This window comes from Rahnella victoriana (assembly GCF_021276285.1).
Classification (GTDB): Bacteria; Pseudomonadota; Gammaproteobacteria; order Enterobacterales; family Enterobacteriaceae; genus Rahnella; species Rahnella victoriana.
Map to the genome: position 1 here is coordinate 1,002,955 of NZ_CP089919.1, position 20,582 is coordinate 1,023,536.

The 20,582-nt window shown below is 53.0% G+C and carries 17 protein-coding genes and 3 tRNA genes; 12 read left to right on the plus strand and 8 right to left on the minus strand.

Translation table 11 applies throughout. The features are described 5' to 3' along the window. The first annotated feature begins 26 nt into the window (after positions 1-26). From J9880_RS04680 to J9880_RS04695, 4 genes are all read left to right on the plus strand, one after another. Positions 27-965: a LysR family transcriptional regulator gene (locus J9880_RS04680; protein WP_232770143.1), complete on the plus strand. Its 939-nt coding sequence runs from the start codon at positions 27-29 to the stop codon at positions 963-965. Positions 966-1,159: 194 nt separating this feature from the next. Further along, positions 1,160-1,245, plus strand: a tRNA-Leu gene (locus J9880_RS04685). Positions 1,246-1,281: 36 nt separating this feature from the next. Beyond that, positions 1,282-1,368: transfer RNA gene (locus J9880_RS04690), tRNA-Leu, on the plus strand. 45 nt (positions 1,369-1,413) lie between these two features. After that, positions 1,414-1,500, plus strand: a tRNA-Leu gene (locus tag J9880_RS04695). Here the strand turns inward: J9880_RS04695 and J9880_RS25070 are convergent. Both J9880_RS25070 and J9880_RS04700 read right to left on the minus strand, forming a co-directional pair. Continuing rightward, complete coding sequence (locus tag J9880_RS25070; RefSeq protein WP_267890972.1) at positions 1,463-1,597, minus strand: hypothetical protein; 135 nt, start codon at positions 1,595-1,597, stop codon at positions 1,463-1,465. The two genes, J9880_RS04695 and J9880_RS25070, sit on opposite strands and share 38 nt — an antisense overlap. Positions 1,598-1,614: 17 nt before the next feature. Continuing rightward, a complete protein-coding gene (locus J9880_RS04700) occupies positions 1,615-1,899 on the minus strand; it encodes a DUF1435 domain-containing protein (RefSeq protein ID WP_095924559.1) in 285 nt (94 codons plus the stop codon). A 318-nt stretch (positions 1,900-2,217) separates the two neighbouring features. On the opposite strand from J9880_RS04700, the gene J9880_RS04705 reads away from it, so the two are divergent. Then, the gene (locus tag J9880_RS04705) at positions 2,218-3,312 is read left to right on the plus strand and encodes a GGDEF domain-containing protein (RefSeq protein ID WP_119822484.1); all 1,095 of its coding nucleotides are present in this window, start codon (positions 2,218-2,220) and stop codon (positions 3,310-3,312) included. Between the two features lie 579 nt (positions 3,313-3,891). Next, on the plus strand, positions 3,892-4,926 hold the full coding sequence (rhaT, locus tag J9880_RS04710) for an L-rhamnose/proton symporter RhaT (protein WP_232770144.1): 1,035 nt from the start codon (positions 3,892-3,894) through the stop codon (positions 4,924-4,926). 36 nt (positions 4,927-4,962) lie between these two features. Here rhaT and rhaR read toward each other — a convergent pair whose 3' ends face one another. Both rhaR and rhaS read right to left on the minus strand, forming a co-directional pair. Beyond that, positions 4,963-5,844, minus strand: coding sequence for an HTH-type transcriptional activator RhaR (gene rhaR, locus J9880_RS04715; protein WP_131693396.1), 882 nt, complete (start codon positions 5,842-5,844; stop codon positions 4,963-4,965). An 83-nt stretch (positions 5,845-5,927) separates the two neighbouring features. Beyond that, positions 5,928-6,755 carry an HTH-type transcriptional activator RhaS gene (gene rhaS / locus J9880_RS04720; protein WP_095924555.1) on the minus strand — a complete coding sequence of 276 codons (828 nt, stop codon included), beginning with the start codon at positions 6,753-6,755 and terminating at the stop codon, positions 5,928-5,930. Between the two features lie 340 nt (positions 6,756-7,095). Here rhaS and rhaB point away from each other — a divergent pair, with 340 nt between their 5' ends. From rhaB to rhaM, 5 genes are all read left to right on the plus strand, one after another. Next, positions 7,096-8,580: a rhamnulokinase gene (rhaB, locus tag J9880_RS04725; RefSeq protein ID WP_232770145.1), complete on the plus strand. Its 1,485-nt coding sequence runs from the start codon at positions 7,096-7,098 to the stop codon at positions 8,578-8,580. Beyond that, positions 8,577-9,833, plus strand: coding sequence for an L-rhamnose isomerase (locus tag J9880_RS04730; protein WP_095924553.1), 1,257 nt, complete (start codon positions 8,577-8,579; stop codon positions 9,831-9,833). The genes rhaB and J9880_RS04730 overlap by 4 nt, the downstream gene beginning before the upstream one ends. Before the next feature lie 52 nt (positions 9,834-9,885). After that, positions 9,886-10,710, plus strand: a complete 825-nt coding sequence (gene rhaD / locus J9880_RS04735) for a rhamnulose-1-phosphate aldolase (RefSeq protein WP_119822482.1) — start codon at positions 9,886-9,888, stop codon at positions 10,708-10,710. Between the two features lie 136 nt (positions 10,711-10,846). After that, positions 10,847-11,995, plus strand: a complete 1,149-nt coding sequence (gene fucO, locus J9880_RS04740) for a lactaldehyde reductase (RefSeq protein WP_232770146.1) — start codon at positions 10,847-10,849, stop codon at positions 11,993-11,995. Positions 11,996-12,174: 179 nt separating this feature from the next. Continuing rightward, the gene (gene rhaM, locus J9880_RS04745; RefSeq protein ID WP_095924550.1) at positions 12,175-12,489 is read left to right on the plus strand and encodes an L-rhamnose mutarotase; all 315 of its coding nucleotides are present in this window, start codon (positions 12,175-12,177) and stop codon (positions 12,487-12,489) included. Here rhaM and J9880_RS04750 read toward each other — a convergent pair. Next, entirely contained in the window at positions 12,464-14,644 is a 2,181-nt protein-coding gene (locus J9880_RS04750; RefSeq protein WP_095924549.1) for a YgiQ family radical SAM protein, read from the minus strand. The genes rhaM and J9880_RS04750 overlap by 26 nt on opposite strands. A gap of 259 nt (positions 14,645-14,903) precedes the next feature. Here J9880_RS04750 and J9880_RS04755 point away from each other — a divergent pair, with 259 nt between their 5' ends. Continuing rightward, on the plus strand, positions 14,904-15,635 hold the full coding sequence (locus tag J9880_RS04755; RefSeq protein ID WP_232770147.1) for a hypothetical protein: 732 nt from the start codon (positions 14,904-14,906) through the stop codon (positions 15,633-15,635). Between the two features lie 65 nt (positions 15,636-15,700). On the opposite strand, the gene J9880_RS04760 is transcribed toward J9880_RS04755, so the two are convergent. The 3 genes from J9880_RS04760 to J9880_RS04770 form a co-directional block, all read right to left on the minus strand. Further along, complete coding sequence (locus tag J9880_RS04760; protein WP_232770148.1) at positions 15,701-17,353, minus strand: dihydroxyacetone kinase subunit DhaK; 1,653 nt, start codon at positions 17,351-17,353, stop codon at positions 15,701-15,703. A 143-nt stretch (positions 17,354-17,496) separates the two neighbouring features. Then, positions 17,497-18,864 carry an L-serine ammonia-lyase gene (locus J9880_RS04765; protein WP_232770149.1) on the minus strand — a complete coding sequence of 456 codons (1,368 nt, stop codon included), beginning with the start codon at positions 18,862-18,864 and terminating at the stop codon, positions 17,497-17,499. Positions 18,865-18,967: 103 nt separating this feature from the next. Then, positions 18,968-20,251 carry an HAAAP family serine/threonine permease gene (locus J9880_RS04770; protein WP_095924545.1) on the minus strand — a complete coding sequence of 428 codons (1,284 nt, stop codon included), beginning with the start codon at positions 20,249-20,251 and terminating at the stop codon, positions 18,968-18,970. Positions 20,252-20,582 lie beyond the last annotated feature (331 nt).

Consider the following 20,582-nt stretch of genomic DNA (forward strand, 5'->3'; position numbering starts at 1 on the left):
AAATCACAAACAATCGGCGGAAGGTTATGGACCACATTCAGGCGATGAAAATTTTCATTCGTATCGCTGAGCTGGAAAGTTTCAGCCGGGCAGCGGAAGACCTTAATCTGCCCCGTGCGACAGTCAGCACCACCCTGAAAGGGCTGGAGCAGCGGCTCGGCGTCCGCCTGTTTTTACGCACCACGCGGCAGGTCAAAATCACTGACGAAGGTAAAATCTATTACCAGCGTTGCCTGCAATTGCTGGCGGCGCTGGAAGAAACTGACTCGCTTTTTGCCCATCACAAAAATCAGCCCGCCGGCACCGTCAGGATCGACATGCCGCATTCGCTGGCGCGCGTGATGGTGATCCCGGCGCTGCCGGATTTTTATCAGCAATATCCGCAGATTACCCTGAGCATCAGCGCCAATGACAACGCCATCAATTTGCTGGACCAGGGAGCAGACTGCGTGCTGCGCGCGTGGCCTTCAGAAGATGAAAATTTGCAGTCACGCCATCTGGCCGATCTCAGGCAGATCACCTGCGCCTCGCCGGACTATTTAGCGAAATTTGGCACGCCGCAGACCCCGGAAGATCTCGCGGGACATCAGGCTGTAGGGTATTTTTTCGCGCATCAGCGGACAGAATCGCATCTGGAATTTGTCACTGACGGCAAGGTTGAAAAGCGGGCGCTCACCCGCACGCTTACCGTCAGCGGAGCAGACGCCTATGTCGCCGCCGCAAAAGCGGGCTTTGGCCTGATTCAGGCCTCAGAACTGGCCATGGAGCAGGAACTGGCACAGGGAAGTCTGGTGGAAGTGTTACATCAGCATCTGCCGCCGCCGATGCCGCTGTACCTCATGTATCCGCCGGGACGTTTTCTGGCACCGAGGATCCGCGTGCTGCTGGACTGGCTGATCCGGTTGTTTTCCGGGCCGGTTCCGCCCCATGCACAGGACAGCGTTAACGGAAAAATCGTTTATTAAACCATCGATTAACCTGACGACGCACTGACACAGGGAACCATTCACCGGGAATATGCTGTTTTTTACATCAAACGTCCGCAATGGGGGAAATAACTGTTGACGCACCCGGGAAAATCTCTAGAATTCGCCTCCGTGGTTGTGTTACTCACTGATGACATTCTTATGAACGCATCAATGCAGTAATCAATTGGAACGCGATGGTGGCGGAATTGGTAGACGCGCTAGCTTCAGGTGTTAGTGTCCTTTGGATGTGAGGGTTCGAGTCCCTCCCTTCGCACCAATACAATCACGAGATTTATATTGCACGGCACGGTACGCGATGGTGGCGGAATTGGTAGACGCGCTAGCTTCAGGTGTTAGTGTCCTTACGGATGTGAGGGTTCGAGTCCCTCCCTTCGCACCACTCCGGTGATATAAGTCGAATGAGCAGTAAGCAGAAATCATCTGTGCGAAGGTGGCGGAATTGGTAGACGCGCTAGCTTCAGGTGTTAGTGTTCTTACGGACGTGAGGGTTCAAGTCCCTCTCTTCGCACCACATGATTCTGTTCCTCCGGTTTTCCTTCCTGCAACACTTCTTTCAGTTTCAAAAAATAAAAAATCCCTGCCGATTTATTGTGCTTTCTGTTTTTCATCTAAAAATATCCTTGTATTACAACAAACTAAAATTCAACGTAACCGCAGCCAGACCCCCTGCCAGTGCCATGAATGAAGGCAACAGCATATAATGGCGTAACGTGCGGTGGAACAACATGCCCAGCGTCACCAGCATGGCGACGACGACCAGCACACGCAGCTGATCCAGCGACATATGTGCCAGCGCCAGCAAAGGCATCAGGGCGCAAGGCAACAAGACGCCCCAGCCACTGGTCAGGCGCTTACCCAGCATCCATACAACCGCCCAGATCCCACATGCCATGACAATTGCCGGTATCATAACCCTGCTCCAAACGTTGATAATGAGAACTAATATCATATAGGATTTTTTCTCATTTACCACCTATTTGCTTGCGGGTCCTTCGTATGGGTGACACCTGCCGACAAAAGTGCTAATTTTGATGCCGTTAAATCAAATTATAAAACAGCCATAAATACACAGTGACGATAAAAACGATATTTATTGCATTCTAATAATTACGGATTAGTACTATTAGCCTGCCTGCATGGAACTTGTCTTAATGGAATAAGCACGCGGTATAGGGCGATAAGACACTTTATCTATTCAGCACAACACACAATAAATAGAGTACATTTGATGATATCTCATTCCTATGATGAGCTGCTGAAAAGCAAACATCGGTTGGCGATGTTGCTATTCTTTTTTTTAAATAGTGCCACTGCCCTATTTAGTATGGTTTACCCACCAGAGAACGCGGCATCAACTCCCCTTCCGCTGGTACTGATCTTTGGACTTTGCTTTGCCGGGTTAATATTTTCTTTTTTCAGTAAGAAAAATTACTCTGCCCATCTGAATATGTGTTCCGTGATGGTCGGCCTGTTATGGGCGTGGCAAATTGCATTACGTTTCGAACAAATTGGCCATCTGGATAAGAATTACCTGCTGGTGAGTTTACTCAGTATATTCTTTATCAGTGCCATCGCTTTGTCAGATAATTTTCTGGCTTTTTGCCTTCACGCAGTACCTTCTACTCTTTGCGTCATCTTTTTGGACGATTTTCAACACGTCGGACGCATCGTGTTTACCGTGTCATTACCGCTTATCGGGCTGTGGCTGCACCATCTGATGCTCAAACGCAGCGATGAATTTACCCGCAGAATGGTCTCGAATCTTTACAGCGAACGGGAGAAATTCAGCGATCTGAGCATGCTGGATCCCCTGACCGGATTGTACAACCGTCGCGGCCTGCAAAATAAGCTGGAAACCCTGTTCAGTCAGGCATCTGGCCATTATGTCATGCTGCTTGATATCGACCATTTCAAAGCCTATAACGATAACTACGGCCACAGTATGGGCGATCAGGCGCTGGTGCGTGTCTCTGCGGCTATCCGCGATGCGGTACGTTCGCGGGATGTGGTGGTGCGCTACGGCGGAGAGGAGTTTCTGGTGCTGATGTCCAACGTCAAACAGGAACACGCCGTCCGTATGGCTGAACGTATCCAGAATAAAGTACTGGGGCTGAATATCCCGCATTTATTTAATGCCGAAGTCTCCACACATGTCACAGTCAGCGCGGGGCTTGCCGCACTGGAAGAAGGCGATTTTATTCAGGCGTTAGGCAGTGCCGATGCTTCACTGTATAAAGCAAAGAACAGTGGCAGGAATAAAATATTCTATGCCTGGGAAGAACAGCGGGAGAGGCAGGAAATCATCGAAGAAAAATTAGCCTGAGGGGAGTTTACCCGTAACATTAATAACACCACGTTTAATGTTATTCATTTTTCTGCTGGCGATGTCTCATTGCAATGATATTCTTAACTGAAGCCCGCCATTCATTATTTCTGCATAACCATTCAACTTTCAGCCAGATTAATCAATCTGGCTGAAAGTAAACAGGCTTGTTTCCTTTATTAAATGTTACCCGGACATGTTACTTCGCGCGTATTCTTCCTGCGTAAATAATCCATAATGCTGCCAAACCTTGCCGGAAATAATATCGGATAATAAAATTCCTAGCCCCTTCTCTGTCCGCGTCTCCGCCATCCATTTTGAGCGTCTCCCCGGCCCTGTCCTTATGGGCTAGCTTCTTGTTTTTACGTGATTATCCCCTGCGTTACTGAATTTGTGAACTGACTCATGTATACCTTCCGGCGAGTGCCAGCACGCTTTTCACAGTGGCACTGACTGGAAGGCTGCCTGACTGGGCACTTCTTACACTACCGGCCACCCGCTGCCCCGATTTCTGAAGGATCAGTTAACCGCAGCGTATTTGCTTATCTCACCACCCTACAAATATAAAAGGCTTAGTGTATGAACAATTCGATAGTGTTAGGGATCATCTGGCATCTGATAGGAGCAGCCAGCGCAGCTTGCTTCTACGCGCCCTTTAAACAAGTCAAACACTGGTCATGGGAAACCATGTGGTCGCTCGGCGGCTTCTTTTCGTGGATCATTTTGCCCTGGACCGTCAGCTACATTTTACTGCCTGATTTCTGGGCCTATTACGGCTCATTCAGCCTCGCGACCCTGCTGCCTGTATTTCTGTTTGGCGCCATGTGGGGCATCGGTAACATCAACTATGGCCTGACCATGCGCTATCTCGGCATGTCGATGGGGATTGGCATCGCGATCGGTATCACGCTGATTATCGGCACGCTGATGACACCTGTCCTGCAGGGCAAAATTGGCATGCTGTTCGGCACTGCGGGCGGTCAGCTTACGCTGCTGGGGGTATTTGTTGCCGTTATCGGCGTGGCGATTGTCAGCTACGCGGGTTTCCTGAAAGAGAAAGCGCTGGGGATTAAAGCCGAAGAGTTCAACCTGCGCAAAGGGCTGGTTCTGGCCGTGATGTGCGGGATTTTCTCCGCCGGGATGTCATTCGCCATGAGTGCCGCCGTGCCGATGCACGAAACCGCGCGTGAGCTGGGTATCGACCCGCTTTACGTCGCATTGCCAAGTTATGTGATCATCATGGGCGGCGGCGCCATCGTTAACCTGGGTTTCTGTATCATCCGTCTGGCAACCCGTAAAACGATCTCGTTCCGCGCCGATATGTCGGTGGCAAAATCACTGCTGCTCACCAATGCGATCTTTTCCATTATTGGCGGCGTCATGTGGTATCTGCAATTCTTCTTCTACGCCTGGGGACACGCCAGCATTCCGGCAGAATATGATTACATGAGCTGGATGCTGCACATGAGTTTCTACGTACTGTGCGGCGGTATCGTCGGACTGGTGCTCAAGGAATGGATTGGCGTGGGCAGGAAACCGGTGCGCGTTCTGTGTATCGGCGCGCTGGTGATTATTCTGGCGGCCAACATCGTGGGGATGGGCATGGCGCTGTAAGCGCGGCGTTAACCCCTTTTCACCTGACGGCAGAACTTATTCTGCCGTCATCACCGGTGAGTTCAGCGGAGACATCTTTCCTGACTGCCCCACGAAACGCTGGCGGTAGTCACGCGGTGAAACCCCGCAGGCGCGGCTGAACACCACAGAGAAATAATTACTGTCATCAAATCCGCATTCCGCCGCCACATCACTGATCGTCATGTTGCCGTAACGCAGCAAACTCATCGCCCGGCACAACCTCAGCTGACGCAAGTAATGCGTTACGCTCATGCCGGTATGCTGTTTGAACAACGCACGCAACGCACGCGGATTCAGCTGATGTTGCTGACAAAATGTCTCAAGATGGAAATTTTCGGCGACGTTAGCCCGCAATGCCATCAGCAATAAATCCAGCTGATGGGCATCCGGCAACGCGCCGCTGTCCGGCCGGTGACGAAAACGCAGCAACAACAACGCCAGTTGCATCAGCAGGGCTTCACTCAGCTGCACCGACAGCGGCTCAGACTTCATACACTCTTTCGCCAGCTCATCGACTTTATCGCGCAAAACCGACATCCCGAGCGTGCTAAGCCGCCAGTATCGCTGTTCCTGACTGGCGTTCTCCTCCGGCAACAGTTGTGACCAGTCGGCCGCCAGCCCGAAACGCTCACGGCAGAACAGCACATTATCCAGCGCCAGTTCATTTACTGACTCATAGCTGTGCCGGTCCCGGGCGTTAATATAAAACAGATCACCGCAGGTGATGGGATAAGGGATATCGTTCCAGATATGCAGACCATTTCCACGCCAGACGATGACCAGTTCATCGAAATCGTGGTCATGGCTGGGGAAATCCGCCTGGGGATGGCGTTCGGCCACCACCACCGAATTCATTCCGGTCAGGAAGAAGTCATTCTTACTCAGTCTCAATGACATAGCAGCAATCTCATACCCGTTTGACGACAAAATAAACGAGGCGATTTCGGTGTGTTATCCCGAAGACCGCAAGAGGGTGCCGCTTAACGTAGCTGATCACGCATGAGTTTTGGCGACACCGAAAACTCCCGACGGAATTGCGTCGAGAAATGGTTACTGTCACTGAACCCGCAAGCATACGCGATATCGGTAATGCTTTGATCACTATGATGTAAGCGACGGCGCGCTTCTAATAAACGCAGCCGGTTGAGATACCGCTGAGGCGTCATGCCCGTGTAATGCTTCATCTGCCGGTGCAAGGTTCGCAGCGCCAGTGAAAAACGTTCTGCGGCTTCAGTCCAGTTAACATCCTCACTGTAATGGGACTGGAGCCATTGCAAAAGTTGATTGACCTTGTTTTCCGATGTATCTCGCAATTGTGGCTGGAAACAGTCCTGATAAAGCAGGATCAGCAGCTGTAAAAACAGGCTTTCGCGCGTGGCGATATGTTCCATTTCCACGCTGGCAGGCAGCGCCTCCAGCTGCGTGATGCAGTTCAGGACCTGTTGCAACACACAAGGACTGAGTTGCCAGTGGATCTGCGACTGATAGTGGTGTTCCTGCGGCAAAAAATGGCCGACATCCTGAATGAAGCGAAAGGCTTTCGGTGAGCGAAACAACACATTGGTCAGACGAAGATTGTCCACATTCTCAAACAGATGATGATCGCTGGCGCGCACGAAACAGACCGTTCCGGCCGTCAGTGTGTAAGGGTTGTCATTAAAGATGTGCACACCTGATCCGCTTTCCACCAGCATAATCTCGTGGAAATCATGGTAGTGCTCCGGGAAGACATCTTGCGGAAGACGCCGCTCGACCGTCACGGTCAGCTCAGGTGCCGCAAAATAATCATCACCTCTCAGTAACGTCATTGTTTGCCTCCGGTTCAACATCATTATGCTTCGGGAAACAACCCTACCCTGCACGCGACCTCCTTACCTTCAAACCACGGCGTTAAAAACGTCATAAGCGGTCATATTTCAAAGATTGCCCCTGTCGTGATGCGGATCTGCGGCAAAGATCACAATCGCCTCTCCGGCGTTACGCTGACGTTGCAACCCCCCGCATGAACCAGCTTTGGAGCGTTATGTGATCTGCCTCGCATCTACCTTTTTAATGCTGCCATCCCGCCAAAACCGGTGGCAATCACCGGAAGGTGCCCCCGAAACGCCTCCCCTACACTGGCCGCATATTCAATAAGGAATGGCCGCTATGAGAACTCACCATCTTGCCGCTATTGACCTCGGCGCTTCCAGCGGCCGGGTGATGCTGGCGACGTTTACCCGTCAGGATCCCGATCCGGCAGCGACGCTGACATTGCAGGAAATCCATCGTTTTCCCAACAACCTGATCCGCGTTGACGGTCACGACACCTGGGATCTCGACGCGCTGGAAAAACACATCCTTGAGGGGCTGAATCGCCTCGATGCTTCCGGCGTTCCGCTTGACGGTATCGGCATTGATACCTGGGGTGTGGATTACGTATTGCTTGATGAACAGGGTCAGCGTGTCGGTTTGCCGGTCGCTTACCGTGACAGCCGTACCGACGGCGTGATGACACGGATGGCGCAGCAATGTAGCCGTGAGACGCTGTATCAGAAAACCGGCATTCAGTTCATGCCCTTCAACACCCTTTACCAGTTGCGTGCGCTGAGCGAACAGCAGCCCGACATCGTCAGCAAAGCCGCACACATGCTGATGATCCCGGATTATTTCCTCTATCGCCTCACCGGCAAAATGAACTGGGAATACACCAACGCCAGCACCACGCAGATGCTTAATCTCGCCACCGGCGACTGGGATGAGGATTTGCTGAAACTGGCAGGCGTTCCGCGTCACTGGCTGCAAAAACCGACGCAGCCCGGCAATTCGCCCGGACAGTGGAAAAGCCCGCGCGGACGCAGCGTGCCGGTATTCAGCGTCGCGACACACGACACCGCCAGCGCGGTGGTGGCCGCCCCGCTCACCAGCTCCCGCAGCGCCTATCTCAGCTCCGGCACCTGGTCCCTGATGGGCATCGAAAGCCCGAAAGCCTTCAACCATGCGCAGGCACTGCACGACAACATCACTAACGAAGGCGGCATTAACGGCAGCTATCGGGTATTGAGAAATATCATGGGGTTGTGGCTGTTCCAGCGGGTGTGCCGCGAACTGAATATTCAGGATCTGCCGTCACTGATCACGCTGGCGAAAAACGTCACGCCGTTCACCTATCTGATTAACCCGAACGAAGACCGCTTTATTAATCCGCCGTCGATGGTGGATGCCATTCGCGATGCCTGCCGTCAGGCGGGCGATCCGGTGCCGGAGTCTCAGGCTGAACTGGCACGCTGCATTTTCGACAGCCTCGCCATGTTGTATCGCAAAATCGCCTTACAACTGGCTGATTTACAAGGCATGCCGCTGGAAGACATTCACATCGTCGGCGGCGGCAGCCAGAACCAGTTCCTGAACCAGCTTTGTGCCGATGTCTGTCAGGTCAGCGTCAGCGCCGGTCCGGTTGAGGCTTCGACGCTGGGCAATATCGGTTGCCAGCTGATGGCGCTGAACGCCGTCAAAGATACCGCTGAATTTCGTCGCATCGTTGCCACGAATTTCGAGCAACGCCACTACATTCCCCGTAATCACACGGATTTTGCTATTCACTGGCGCCGTTTTCAGGCGCTGTGTCACGCCAATGAGGAGCTCGCAGTATGACTTCATCTATCGATCAAGCATGGACACTTGCCAAAGAACGCTTTGCACAGCTGGGCATTGATGCCGAAGCAGCAATCAAACAACTCGATACCCTGCCCGTATCCATTCATTGCTGGCAGGGGGATGATGTCGCGGGCTTCGAAAACCCTGAAGGCGGCCTGACCGGCGGTATTCAGGCGACCGGTAACTATCCCGGCAAAGCGCGAAATGCACAGCAACTGCGCGCCGATTTAGAACTGGCGATCTCTATGATCCCCGGTCCTAACCGTCTGAACCTGCACGCGATTTATCTGGAATCCGATACGCCAGTTGCCCGTAATGAAATTGAACCTAAGCATTTCACCGGCTGGGTAGACTGGGCAAAGAAAAACAAACTGGGTCTGGATTTCAACCCGTCCTGCTTCTCACACCCGATGAGTGCCGACGGCTTCACGCTGTCTCATGCCAACCCGGAAATCCGTCAGTTCTGGATCGAACACTGCCAGGCAAGCCGTCGCGTTTCTGCCTCGTTTGGCCGCGCATTAGGCACACCGTCCGTCATGAATATCTGGGTACCGGATGGCATGAAAGACGTCACCGTGGATCGTCTGGCACCGCGCCAGCGTCTGCTGAGTGCACTGGATGAAGTGATTTCTGAAAAATTTGACCTCTCTGAACATATCGATGCCGTTGAAAGCAAACTGTTCGGTATCGGTTCCGAAAGCTACACCGTCGGCTCTAACGAATTCTATCTCGGTTATGCCGCCAGCCGTGGCACCGCGCTGTGCCTCGACGCCGGTCACTTCCACCCGACCGAAGTTATCTCCGACAAAATCTCTGCCGCGATGTTGTATGTACCGCGCCTGTTGCTGCACGTCAGCCGCCCGGTGCGCTGGGACAGCGATCACGTCGTGCTGCTGGACGACGAAACACAAGCCATCGCCAGCGAAATCGTTCGCCATGATCTGTTCAACCGCGTGCATATCGGTCTGGATTTCTTCGATGCTTCGATCAACCGCATCGCGGCCTGGGTTATCGGCACCCGCAACATGAAAAAAGCCCTGCTGAAAGCCCTGCTGGAACCGACCGATTTACTGAAAAAACTGGAAGCGGAAGGCGATTACACCGCGCGTCTGGCGCTGCTGGAAGAACAAAAATCCCTGCCATGGCAGGCCGTGTGGGACATGTATTGCCAGCGCCACGATGTACCGGTGGGGGGTCAGTGGCTGGATACCGTCCGTCATTACGAAACCAGCGTGCTGGCAAAACGTTAATTGCCGCTGAACACCACAGAAACGCATTCACCTTATTCGCAGGAAAGAACCGATGAAAACATTATTTAGCTCGTGGTTTGTACAAGGCATGGTCAAAGCGACCACCGATATGTGGCTGAAAGGCTGGGATGAGCGCAACGGCGGCAACGTCAGCATGCGTTTGTTACCGGAAGACGTCGCCCCTTATAAGAACGATTTTTACGCCCAGCCGCGTCAGGTTGAACTGACACAGCATGCGCCTGATCTGGCCAACGAATACTTCATCGTGACCGGTTCCGGTAAGTTTTTCCGTAACGTGCAACTGGCTCCGTCTGAAGCGCTGACCGTTATCCAGCTCGATGACAAAGGCGCCAGCTATAAAATTCTGTGGGGCCTGACAGCGGGCGGCTTACCGACCTCAGAACTGGCCTCGCATCTGCAATCTCATGCCGTGCGTAAACGTGTTACACACGGTCAGGATCGCGTGATCATGCACTGCCATGCCACCAACCTGATCGCACTGACGTATGTGCTGGAACTCGACAGCGCCAAAATCACCCGCAAGTTGTGGGAATGCAGCACCGAATGTCTGGTGGTCTTCCCGGACGGCGTGGGCATTGTGCCGTGGATGGTGCCGGGCACCGACGGCATTGGTGCCGCCACGTCCGACCGTATGCAACATCACAGCCTGGTGCTGTGGGCATTCCACGGTATCTTCGGCTGCGGCCCGACACTGGATGACGCCTTTGGCCTGATCGACACCGCTGAAAAATCGGCGGAAATTCTGGTGAAAGTGATCTCGATGGGTGGCATGAAACAAACCATTCAGACTGATGAACTGATTGCTCTCGGCAAACGTTTTGACGTCACGCCTTTCGAGGCCGCGTTGAAAGCCTGATCCGGCATTTAATGCTCCAGACCACATAAATCCTGCACGGGGAACAGGGGATGTTTCCCGTAGCAGGAAATGGCAAAGACCACGGAGCAGCGCACAACAGAACACCTATTTTACTTACTCTGTAGAGGGAATTTTTATGAGTTTCATGTTGGCACTACCTAAAATCAGCCTTCACGGCCAGGGCGCAATCGAAGATATGGTGGCGATGCTGGCGACCAAACGCCACGGCAAAGCCCTTATCGTCACCGACGGCCAGTTAATCGAACTGGGTCTGCTCGACAGTTTATTCTCCGCAATGAAACAAGCCTCACTGCCTTACGCCGTTTACGGTGGCGTCGTGCCAAACCCGACTTCCGCCCATGTGGATGAAGGCTTCCGTCTGTATCAGGAAAACCACTGCGATTATCTGATCGCCTTCGGTGGCGGCAGCCCGATTGATACGGCGAAAGGCATCAAAATTCTGACCGCCAATCCGGGGCCAGCCACACGGTATTCCGGTGTCGGCAAAGTCACTCAGCCGGGTGTCTTCCTGGTGGCGATTAACACCACCGCAGGCACCGCAGCAGAACTCACCAGTAATGCGGTGATCATCGACAGTCAGCGTCAGGTGAAAGAAGTGATCATCGACGCAAATCTGATCCCGGATATCGCCGTTGACGATCCGTCAATTATGCTCAAGATCCCGGCCAGCGTGACTGCCGCGACCGGCATGGATGCGCTGACCCACGCCATCGAAGCCTATGTTTCCGTCGGCGCACATCCGCTGACCGATCCGACGGCGCTCGCGGCGATTTCCACGATCACGCAATGGTTGCCGAAAGCCGTCGATCATGGCGACGATATCGAAGCCCGCGAGAAAATGGCGCAGGGGCAATATCTGGCAGGCATGGCATTTAACAGCGCCGGTTTGGGGCTGGTTCACGCACTGGCGCATCAGCCGGGCGCGACACACAACCTGCCGCACGGCGTCTGTAATGCGATTTTGCTGCCGGTGGTCGAAGAATTTAACCGCTCATCCGCACCTGCTCGTTTCGCCGATATCGCCCGCGCAATGGGCGTGCACACGCAAGGTATCAGTGAAACGCAGGCCAGCATGGCGGCCATCGACGCTATCCGCACCTTATCCACCCGCGTGGGAATTCCTTCCGGTTTCAAAGAACTGGGCATTTCAGAAGCGGATATCGAAGGCTGGCTGGACAAAGCGCTGGCTGACCCGTGTGCGCCTTGCAACCCGCGCACCGCAACCCGCGAAGAAGTGCGTGAGCTGTATCTGAAAGCAATGTAGTTTCTAGTGTCTGCCTCTGTGAAGGGGAAGAAAAAGGTGTAATTTCTTTACTCCTCCCCCTGCGAAGGGGGAGGTTGGGAGGGGGTTTAGCAGGCAACTTCAGATTCAACGCTGCCATTAATACCCCACCCCAGCCCTCCCCTTCGCAGGGGAGGGAGTAAATCTAACCGGAGAAAAACATGATCCGTAAATCCTTCGTGATGCAGGTCAACGCGAATGCACACGACGAATATCAGCGTCGTCATTCGCCAATCTGGCCGGAACTGGCGGAAACCCTGAAAGCCCACGGCGCACATCACTACAGCATTTTTCTGGATGAAAAACGCAATCTGCTGTTTGGCTATGTGGAAATTGAATCAGAAGAAAGATGGAATGCCGTGGCGAAAACGGAAGTCTGCCAGAAATGGTGGAAGCATATGGCAGACGTGATGCCTGCCAATGCCGATAACAGCCCGGTGAGTAACGATCTTAAACCGGTCTTTTACCTCGATTAACCCGCTGACCGGCGGGTTTTCCTTTTCCGCTTCCGGCTGTCGGATTTTGCGCTTTTGAAGCGGTAAAACGCGTGGCTGCCGGTTTCGCTTTGCCCGAACGAGACGGGGCAAACTTCGGATCAAAACCGTCCGGCGGCACCAGACAATCAGGCCGGATGCCAATCAGACGGCGCATGCCCATCGCGGTCAGCGCCTCGCGGATCACCGGCCAGTTGACCGGATCGTGATAGCGCAGCAGCGCCTTATGCAACCGGCGCTGGCGATCCCCTTTCGGCACCACCACGTCTTCGCTTTTGTAATCCACTTTGCCAAGCGGATTCTTGCCGCTGTAATACATCGTGGTGGCGCTGGCGAGCGGTGACGGATAGAAGTTTTGCACCTGATCCAGGCGGAAACGGTTTTTCTTCAGCCACAGCGCCAGATTGATCATATCTTCCGTTCGCGTCCCCGGATGCGCAGAAATGAAGTAAGGGATCAGATACTGCTCTTTTCCGGCCTGTTTGGAATAACTGTCAAACAGCTCTTTGAACCGGTAATAGCTACCCATCCCCGGCTTCATCATTTTCGACAGCGGTCCGGTTTCGGTATGTTCCGGTGCGATCTTCAGATAGCCGCCGACATGATGCTCCGCCAGCTCTTTGATATAACGCGGGTCTTCCACTGCCAGATCGTAACGCACTCCGGAGGCGATGAGGATTTTCTTGATGCCTTTCAGGCTGCGGGTGCGGCGGTACAGGTTGATCGTGGGTTCATGGTTTGTGTCCATGTGCGTGCAGATTTCCGGATACACACAGGACGCGCGGCGACAGCTTTGTTCCGCTTTCGGCGACTGACAGCGCAGCATGTACATGTTGGCGGTCGGGCCACCCAGATCGGAAATCACACCGGTGAATCCCGGCACGCTGTCGCGGATCTCTTCAATTTCGCGGACGATCGATGCTTCAGAGCGGCTCTGAATGATCCGCCCTTCATGTTCCGTGATCGAACAAAATGCACAGCCGCCGTAACAGCCACGCATGATATTGATCGAGAAACGGATCATGTCATACGCCGGGATCGTCGCTTTGCCGTAAGAAGGATGCGGTACGCGCTGGAACGGCAGACCAAACACTTCGTCCATTTCTTCCGTAGATAACGGGATCGCCGGAGGGTTGATCCACACATAGCGGTCGCCGTGTTTTTGCATCAGGGCACGCGCACAGCCGGGGTTGGTTTCATGATGCAGAATGCGCGAGGTATGGGCGTACAGCACTTTATCGCCCTTCACTTTCTCAAATGACGGCAACAGCACGTAGGTTTTCTCCCACGGTTTCGGCTTCGGCGCTCGTACCGTCACCGGCTGCGGCGCATCCGGCGCAGGCAATTCCCCTTCTGAACAGGGCAAATCTTCGCCATATGGGTTCATGATCGGCTCAATCCGCCCCGGTTTATCGAGCCGCGTGGAATCCACACCGCTCCAGCCGATCAGCGCCGTTTTGCGCATCACGGCGGTATTACGCACGTCATGAATATCAGTAATGGATTCACCGGCAGCCAGACGGTGCGCCACTTCCACCAGCGGGCGTTCGCCGTTGCCATAAATCAGCATGTCGGCTTTGGAATCCACCAGCACCGAGCGGCGCACGGTATCTGACCAGTAATCGTAATGGGCGATGCGCCGCAGGCTGGCTTCGATGCCGCCGAGCACCACCGGCACGTCGCTGAAAGCCTCTTTGCAGCGCTGGGTATACACCAGCGTGGCGCGATCCGGACGTTTACCGCCGACATTGCCCGGCGTGTAGGCATCGTCATGACGCAATTTCCGGTCAGCGGTATAGCGGTTGATCATCGAATCCATGTTACCGGCGGTGACGCCGTAAAACAGATTCGGCTTACCGAGGCGCATGAAATCGTCTTTGCTGGTCCAGTCCGGCTGCGCGATGATCCCGACGCGGAATCCCTGCGCTTCCAGCATGCGGCCAATGATCGCCATGCCGAAACTCGGATGATCGACATAGGCGTCGCCGGTCACCACGATCACATCACAACTGTCCCAGCCAAGCTGATCCATTTCCTCCCGGGTCATCGGGAAAAACGGCGCAGTGCCGTAGCATTCGGCCCAGTAACGCGGGTAAGAAAACAGGGTGCGATCTGGTTGGATCAGGCTGACTGGCATAGTAGGGTCTTCGTTCGGCGGCAAATAATTGGCCGCAAATTATACGGGGACGGAAACCGCGGCGGGTGAGCAAATCGCTTAAAATTGTTTTAGATCAAATTATGTTTTCTGACTGAGCGCCGTGTTTTAACCGGGCTGCTCTGGCGCGGAAGGTCTCAGCCGATCCCGTATTTCTTAAGAAGTCATTTCCTTTATACCGGCAATAAAGAGTGCTCAAATACTCCACTACTGAAACAGGTTTTAAAGGAAAACTAGCGTTATGGATAATAAACGTTTCCAGAAATTACTCTTGCCCAAGCTTACCGAAGCCATGCTCTTTACGCGTTCACGACTGTCACTGAAATCCGCCAATAAGTTTTATCCGGATAAAAGAATGATTGATGGTCTGATGATGTCGGATCCTAAAAAATACCGGCTGCATTCACTGGGCGGCGACAGGGATCGGGGTGCCATGGTGCGGGGTCTGCGAAAGCTCAATCTTTCCTCCCAGCAGCTTTACCGGAAAGTTGAAGAAGATTATCGCAACGGGAAAGAAAATGCGGGCAACTGCGGCGAAAATGCCCGCGTCGCATTTTGCTATATCAGTGAAAACATTCAAAAATGGGAAAGACTCGCCGGTACACCCCTGAAAGTGCTCAGTATTTTCATTACCAATCCGGTCGATCATTGCCTGGTGTTAGTCGGCACCCAGCCTGTACGTAACAACGGAAGGATCCTCGAGAACGCACTGATTTGCGATCCGTGGGCAAAGATCGTCTGCCCGCTGGCGCATTATTCTCTTGAGTGGAAGATGAAAATGAACAAATGGTCTAACCGTGGCCTGAAGGGGAAATATCCCGGCGGTGTTTACGACCATTTTGCTAACAAGGATTCCCGTGAAGCGATCCGGATCGGCAAGTTCATCATTTATGAACAAACCCAGTACCGGATTTCACAGCGGATCCATGATAAAAAGCTTTATTCGCTGATTGATCCCAATGCGATTACCTGACGTTTTTGTTGTCATAAAAATGGCCTGCCGGTTTCCCGCAGGCCATTTTTTTAGTGAAACACAGATTATTTTTTCGCCAGTGCCTCAAACACTTTTTCAACGGCCACTGCGCCCGGATCTTTCACCCCTTTCAGGCTGTTGCTGCTGAGATAAGACGATCGCCCGGCATTGGCTTTCTTCATGCTGGCCGTGTCTTTTGCCCCTTTGGCGGCGGCTTTGGCGGCCCCCTTCAGTGCATCTTTTTTGCCTAAGGCTTCCAGCGCCGGTTGCAGCGCGTCGATCATCGTGCGATCGCCGAGATCGGCACCACCGTAATGTTTCATACGTTCAAGGCCAGACAGCAAGGCTTGCGGCAACTTCTCGCCTTCAGCGACCTTTTTACCGGCGGCGGTGAAGAAGATCGACATCAGCACGCCGCTGGATCCGCCCATCACGGTTGCCAGACGATCGCCGACGACGCCCAGCAGATCCGCCACATTGTTCAGCGGCAGTTTTTTGCCTTTGTTCTGTTTCTGAATATCGCGTGCGCCGGTGGCAAATGTCGAACCGGTATCGCCGTCACCGACTTTGGCATCCAGCTTGTTCAGCTCATCTTCCAGATCAGAAAGGGTCTGGGTAATGGTTTCCACGATTTTGCCGACTTCCGCATTGGATGAGGCTTTTACGGTTTTCTTATCGCTGATTTTCTTGCCTTTTTTGGTCGCCAGTTTTTCCAGCCTGACCAGCGGATGCCAGCCGGACGCTTCCACATCCGCCAGCAGGGCTTCTTCAATGCCGCCTTTGAGGGCAATCACGGAGAGCGAGAAGCCTTTCATGTCCAGCGCACTGACCAGCGAGGCCGGGCCGATCAGATAACGGATCGAATTCCCAAGCGCTGAATGCACCACTTCTTTGGTGATCTGATTCATCTCCAGCGGCGATACGCCGCCGAGGTTGTTAATCAGCACCGCCAGCTTGTCGCTTTTTTTCACATGCGCCGCAAGCTTGCTGACCAGCATATCCACCACTTTTTGGCTGTTCTGGGTTTTCATGGTCGACACACCCGGCTCGCCGTGGATCCCTAAACCCAGCTCAACGTGGCCCGATTCGATACGCTGTTCTTCTTCATCTTCTCCGCCACCCGGCAGGCTGCAACCGGCTGCCGCCACACCGATACTGGCCGTGGCATCAATGGCCTGCTGCGCAATTTTGGTGACGTCTTTCAGGGATTTCCCCTGCTCTGCTGCGTAACCGGCAATTTTATGCACCAGCGCCGTTCCGGCGATGCCGCGCGGCTGTTTGTTATCCGGCAGGGAAATGTCGTCAGAGACCATCACCAGCTCGACGTCATAGCCCATGCCTTTGGCTTTCTCAGCCGCCAGACCGAAGTTCAGCCGGTCGCCGGTGTAGTTTTTGACAATCAGCAGACAGCCCGCTTTACCGGTAACCGCCACAATCGCGCTCAGCACCGCATCGACGCTCGGTGACGCAAACACTTCACCGCACACGGCGGCGGTCAGCATGCCTTTGCCGACAAACCCGACATGCGCGGGTTCATGGCCGGAGCCACCGCCGGAGATCAGGGCGACTTTTTTCTTATCCCAGTCACGGCGAACAACGACGCGGATTGCCGGATCGATGTCCAGTTTGGCCAGGTTTTTGTAGGGCGAGGTCAGGATCACCCCTTCGATAACATCGTTAATCAGAGTCTTGCGGTCATTCATAAAGAATTTAGACATGCCGGATCTTTCCTTTTAACTGTTTTCCAGGTGAAAAAACGCTTCTACGCAGTATAGATAACCAAAAACATAACACAGGGAAAAGAACCGAAGGGGGCGAGAAAGGCGGTTTCCCGCCTTTTAGGAAATGATGTAGAAAGAAATCAATTGCATGCCAGGACTTTAATCGCGAGTCCGCCGGTTGAGGTTTCACGGTATTTTGAGTTCATGTCTTTGCCGGTTTCGTACATGGTTTCGATAACTTTATCGAGACAGACGCGCGGTTCGCTGGTGCGGCGCAACGCCATGCGCGAGGCATTCACTGCTTTCACCGCTGAAATCGCGTTACGCTCGATGCACGGGACCTGTACCTGTCCGGCAAGCGGATCACAGGTCAGGCCGAGGTGATGTTCCATGGCAATTTCTGCGGCCATAAATACCTGCGCGGTGCTGCCGCCCAGCAGTTCCGTCAGACCGGCGGCGGCCATGGAACAGGCCACGCCGACTTCGCCCTGACAACCGACTTCTGCGCCGGAAATCGAGGCGTTCATTTTGAACAGAATGCCGACGGCGCCGGACGCCAGGAAGAAACGGCTGTAGGAATCAGGGCTGATCGGACGGATAAACTGATCGTAGTACGTCAGCACGGCCGGAATGATGCCGCACGCGCCATTGGTCGGCGCAGTGACCACACGGCCACCCGCCGCGTTTTCTTCGTTCACCGCCATCGCATACATGTTGATCCAGTCGACGACGCCCATCGGATCGACATTATTTTTATCCTGCGTCACCAGAATGCGACGCAATGCGGCGGCGCGGCGGTTGATTTTCATCGGCCCCGGCAGCAGACCTTCGGTGTGAATGCCGCGCGTGATCCCTTCACTCATCACGTTCCAGATGGCCGCAAAGTGGTCGCTGATTTCTGCCCGCGTATGGCCCGCCAGTTCGTTTTGCAGCATCAGGGCGGAAAGCGACAGACCGGTATCGGTGCAATGTTTTTGCAAATCACTGGCCGAACGGAACGGGTACGGGCGCACGACAGGGTTTTCATCCTGCATGCCAAACTTGCTGGCTTCGACAATAAAGCCGCCGCCAATGGAATAGTAGGTTTGCGTGTACAGCAGTTCGTCGCCGTTGAACGCGCTGATTGTCATGCCGTTTTCGTGCAGAGGCAGATTAGTAAAATGGAAATTCATGCCGGACCCGGCCGGGAAATCCAATTCTCTGGCGCCCTTGCCTAACATCAGACGTCCGGTATTTTCCACATTGCGGATAAATGCCGGGATTGCGTCGATATCCACGTCGTCCGGCATATTGCCCGCCAGCCCCATGATGATCGCCAGATCGGTATGGTGGCCTTTACCGGTCAGCGACAGTGATCCGTAAACATCGACCGCCACGCGGGTCGTTTGGGTAATATGGCCGGAAGAGATAAGTTCATCAGTGAATATTTTCCCGGCTTTCATCGGGCCGACAGTATGCGAACTGGATGGACCAATACCGATTTTGAAAATATCGAAGACGCTGATCATGGTGGGCACTCCATGTGAAGTAAATGACGGGCAGAATAAAGAACAAAACGGAGGAAAGCAGAGCGGGAATGACCCCGCTCATTTTATTAAATACTATTAATTATTAACCAATCAGACTAAATACAATCGCTGACATGGCAATCAGACCCATAATCACCACGAACACATTGCTGATATGGCCGCTGTATTTTTTCATCGCCGGCACTTTATGGATGGCATACATTGGCATCAGGAATAACAGCATCGCAATAATCGGGCCGCCCAGCGTTTCAATCATTCCCAGAATACTTGGATTCAGGGTTGCCACTAACCAGGTGGTTAATAACATAAAGATGCCGGTATAACGGTTCAGCGTTGGCAGGGCAATTTTCTTACCTTTGCTGCGCAGGGATTTAATCACCATGCCGTTGAAACCTTCACGCGCACCGAGATAATGGCCGAGGAAAGATTTGGTAATAGCAATAAAGGCAATAAACGGCGCGATATATTCAATCACCGGATTGGAGAAGTGGTTCGCTAAATAAGACAGGATAGACACGTTCTGCGCTTTGGCTTCCATCAGGTCGGCCGGAGACAGGCTCAGGACACAGCTGAAGACAAAAAACATCACGGTGATCACCATCATGATGTGGCTGAATGCCAGAATGCGCGAACATTTTTTCTCTGCCTCATCGCCGTATTCTTTGCGTTTTGCCACCGCAAAAGAAGAGATGATTGGCGAGTGGTTAAACGAGAACACCATTACCGGGATGACCAGCCACAGCGTCATCAGCATACCGTGACCCACGCCGTTACCGGACAGGGAGACGTTTTCAAACACCGACGCATTCCAGTTAGGAATAAGGTACAGCGCCAGCGCCATCAGCACGGCCACAAACGGGAACACCAGAATACTCATCGCTTTGACGATCATATCCTGACCAAAATGCACCAGCGTCATTAAACCGAGGATCAGGATCAATGAAAGTAAGGCACGCGGTGGCGCATTCATATGCATCTGGTGAGTAATAAAACTTTCGACGGTATTGGTGATCGCTACGCTGTACACCAGCAGGATCGGATAAATCGCGAAGAAATAAAGCAGGGTAATTAATTTACCGGCTGAAATACCGAAATGCTCTTCCACCACTTCGGTAATATCTTCACCGGCATTTTTACCCGATAAAACAAAACGGGTTAATCCGCGGTGCGCGAAGAATGTCATCGGGAAGGCGAGAATGGCCATAATAATTAACGGTATTAACCCCCCGATACCGGCATTAATAGGAAGGAAGAGAACACCTGCACCAATTGCCGTTCCATATAAGCCTAACATCCACATGGTGTCAGTTTTGCGCCAGGAACTTACCGATTTTCCAGACAGCGTCCCGATTGTTGTATTATCCATGATTCCTCAGTACCTGATTATTAAAATAAGTCCGTTTCCCCAGAATGGTTGATGTTTTTTTACTGCACCCGTCATCGAAAAAACCATCCTGACGGCTAAAACATACCATTAATGCGGGCATGATACCTATCGGCAGCATAAAAATCTGGCTAACAGCGTGGCTTTGAGATCATGGTCACGAATATCCCTAAAATGTGGTCTGATATTCCTTTAAATTCCAATCCATTAACATTTCCTGCAATTTAAATTCATCAAATAGTGATTACGGTAACATTTATTTTTTGTGATATTTTGTTATCGCCGTGACTATTATTTTAATAACGGTTGAAAT

Coding starts and splice junctions, on each gene's coding strand:
- J9880_RS04680 (WP_232770143.1), top strand. CDS start 27: ATGGACCACATTCAGGCGATGAAAATTTTCATTCGTATCGCTGAGCTG.
- J9880_RS25070 (WP_267890972.1), bottom strand. CDS start 1,597: ATGAAAAACAGAAAGCACAATAAATCGGCAGGGATTTTTTATTTTTTG.
- J9880_RS04700 (WP_095924559.1), bottom strand. CDS start 1,899: ATGATACCGGCAATTGTCATGGCATGTGGGATCTGGGCGGTTGTATGG.
- J9880_RS04705 (WP_119822484.1), top strand. CDS start 2,218: ATGATATCTCATTCCTATGATGAGCTGCTGAAAAGCAAACATCGGTTG.
- rhaT (WP_232770144.1), top strand. CDS start 3,892: ATGAACAATTCGATAGTGTTAGGGATCATCTGGCATCTGATAGGAGCA.
- rhaR (WP_131693396.1), bottom strand. CDS start 5,844: ATGTCATTGAGACTGAGTAAGAATGACTTCTTCCTGACCGGAATGAAT.
- rhaS (WP_095924555.1), bottom strand. CDS start 6,755: ATGACGTTACTGAGAGGTGATGATTATTTTGCGGCACCTGAGCTGACC.
- rhaB (WP_232770145.1), top strand. CDS start 7,096: ATGAGAACTCACCATCTTGCCGCTATTGACCTCGGCGCTTCCAGCGGC.
- J9880_RS04730 (WP_095924553.1), top strand. CDS start 8,577: ATGACTTCATCTATCGATCAAGCATGGACACTTGCCAAAGAACGCTTT.
- rhaD (WP_119822482.1), top strand. CDS start 9,886: ATGAAAACATTATTTAGCTCGTGGTTTGTACAAGGCATGGTCAAAGCG.
- fucO (WP_232770146.1), top strand. CDS start 10,847: ATGAGTTTCATGTTGGCACTACCTAAAATCAGCCTTCACGGCCAGGGC.
- rhaM (WP_095924550.1), top strand. CDS start 12,175: ATGATCCGTAAATCCTTCGTGATGCAGGTCAACGCGAATGCACACGAC.
- J9880_RS04750 (WP_095924549.1), bottom strand. CDS start 14,644: ATGCCAGTCAGCCTGATCCAACCAGATCGCACCCTGTTTTCTTACCCG.
- J9880_RS04755 (WP_232770147.1), top strand. CDS start 14,904: ATGGATAATAAACGTTTCCAGAAATTACTCTTGCCCAAGCTTACCGAA.
- J9880_RS04760 (WP_232770148.1), bottom strand. CDS start 17,353: ATGTCTAAATTCTTTATGAATGACCGCAAGACTCTGATTAACGATGTT.
- J9880_RS04765 (WP_232770149.1), bottom strand. CDS start 18,864: ATGATCAGCGTCTTCGATATTTTCAAAATCGGTATTGGTCCATCCAGT.
- J9880_RS04770 (WP_095924545.1), bottom strand. CDS start 20,251: ATGGATAATACAACAATCGGGACGCTGTCTGGAAAATCGGTAAGTTCC.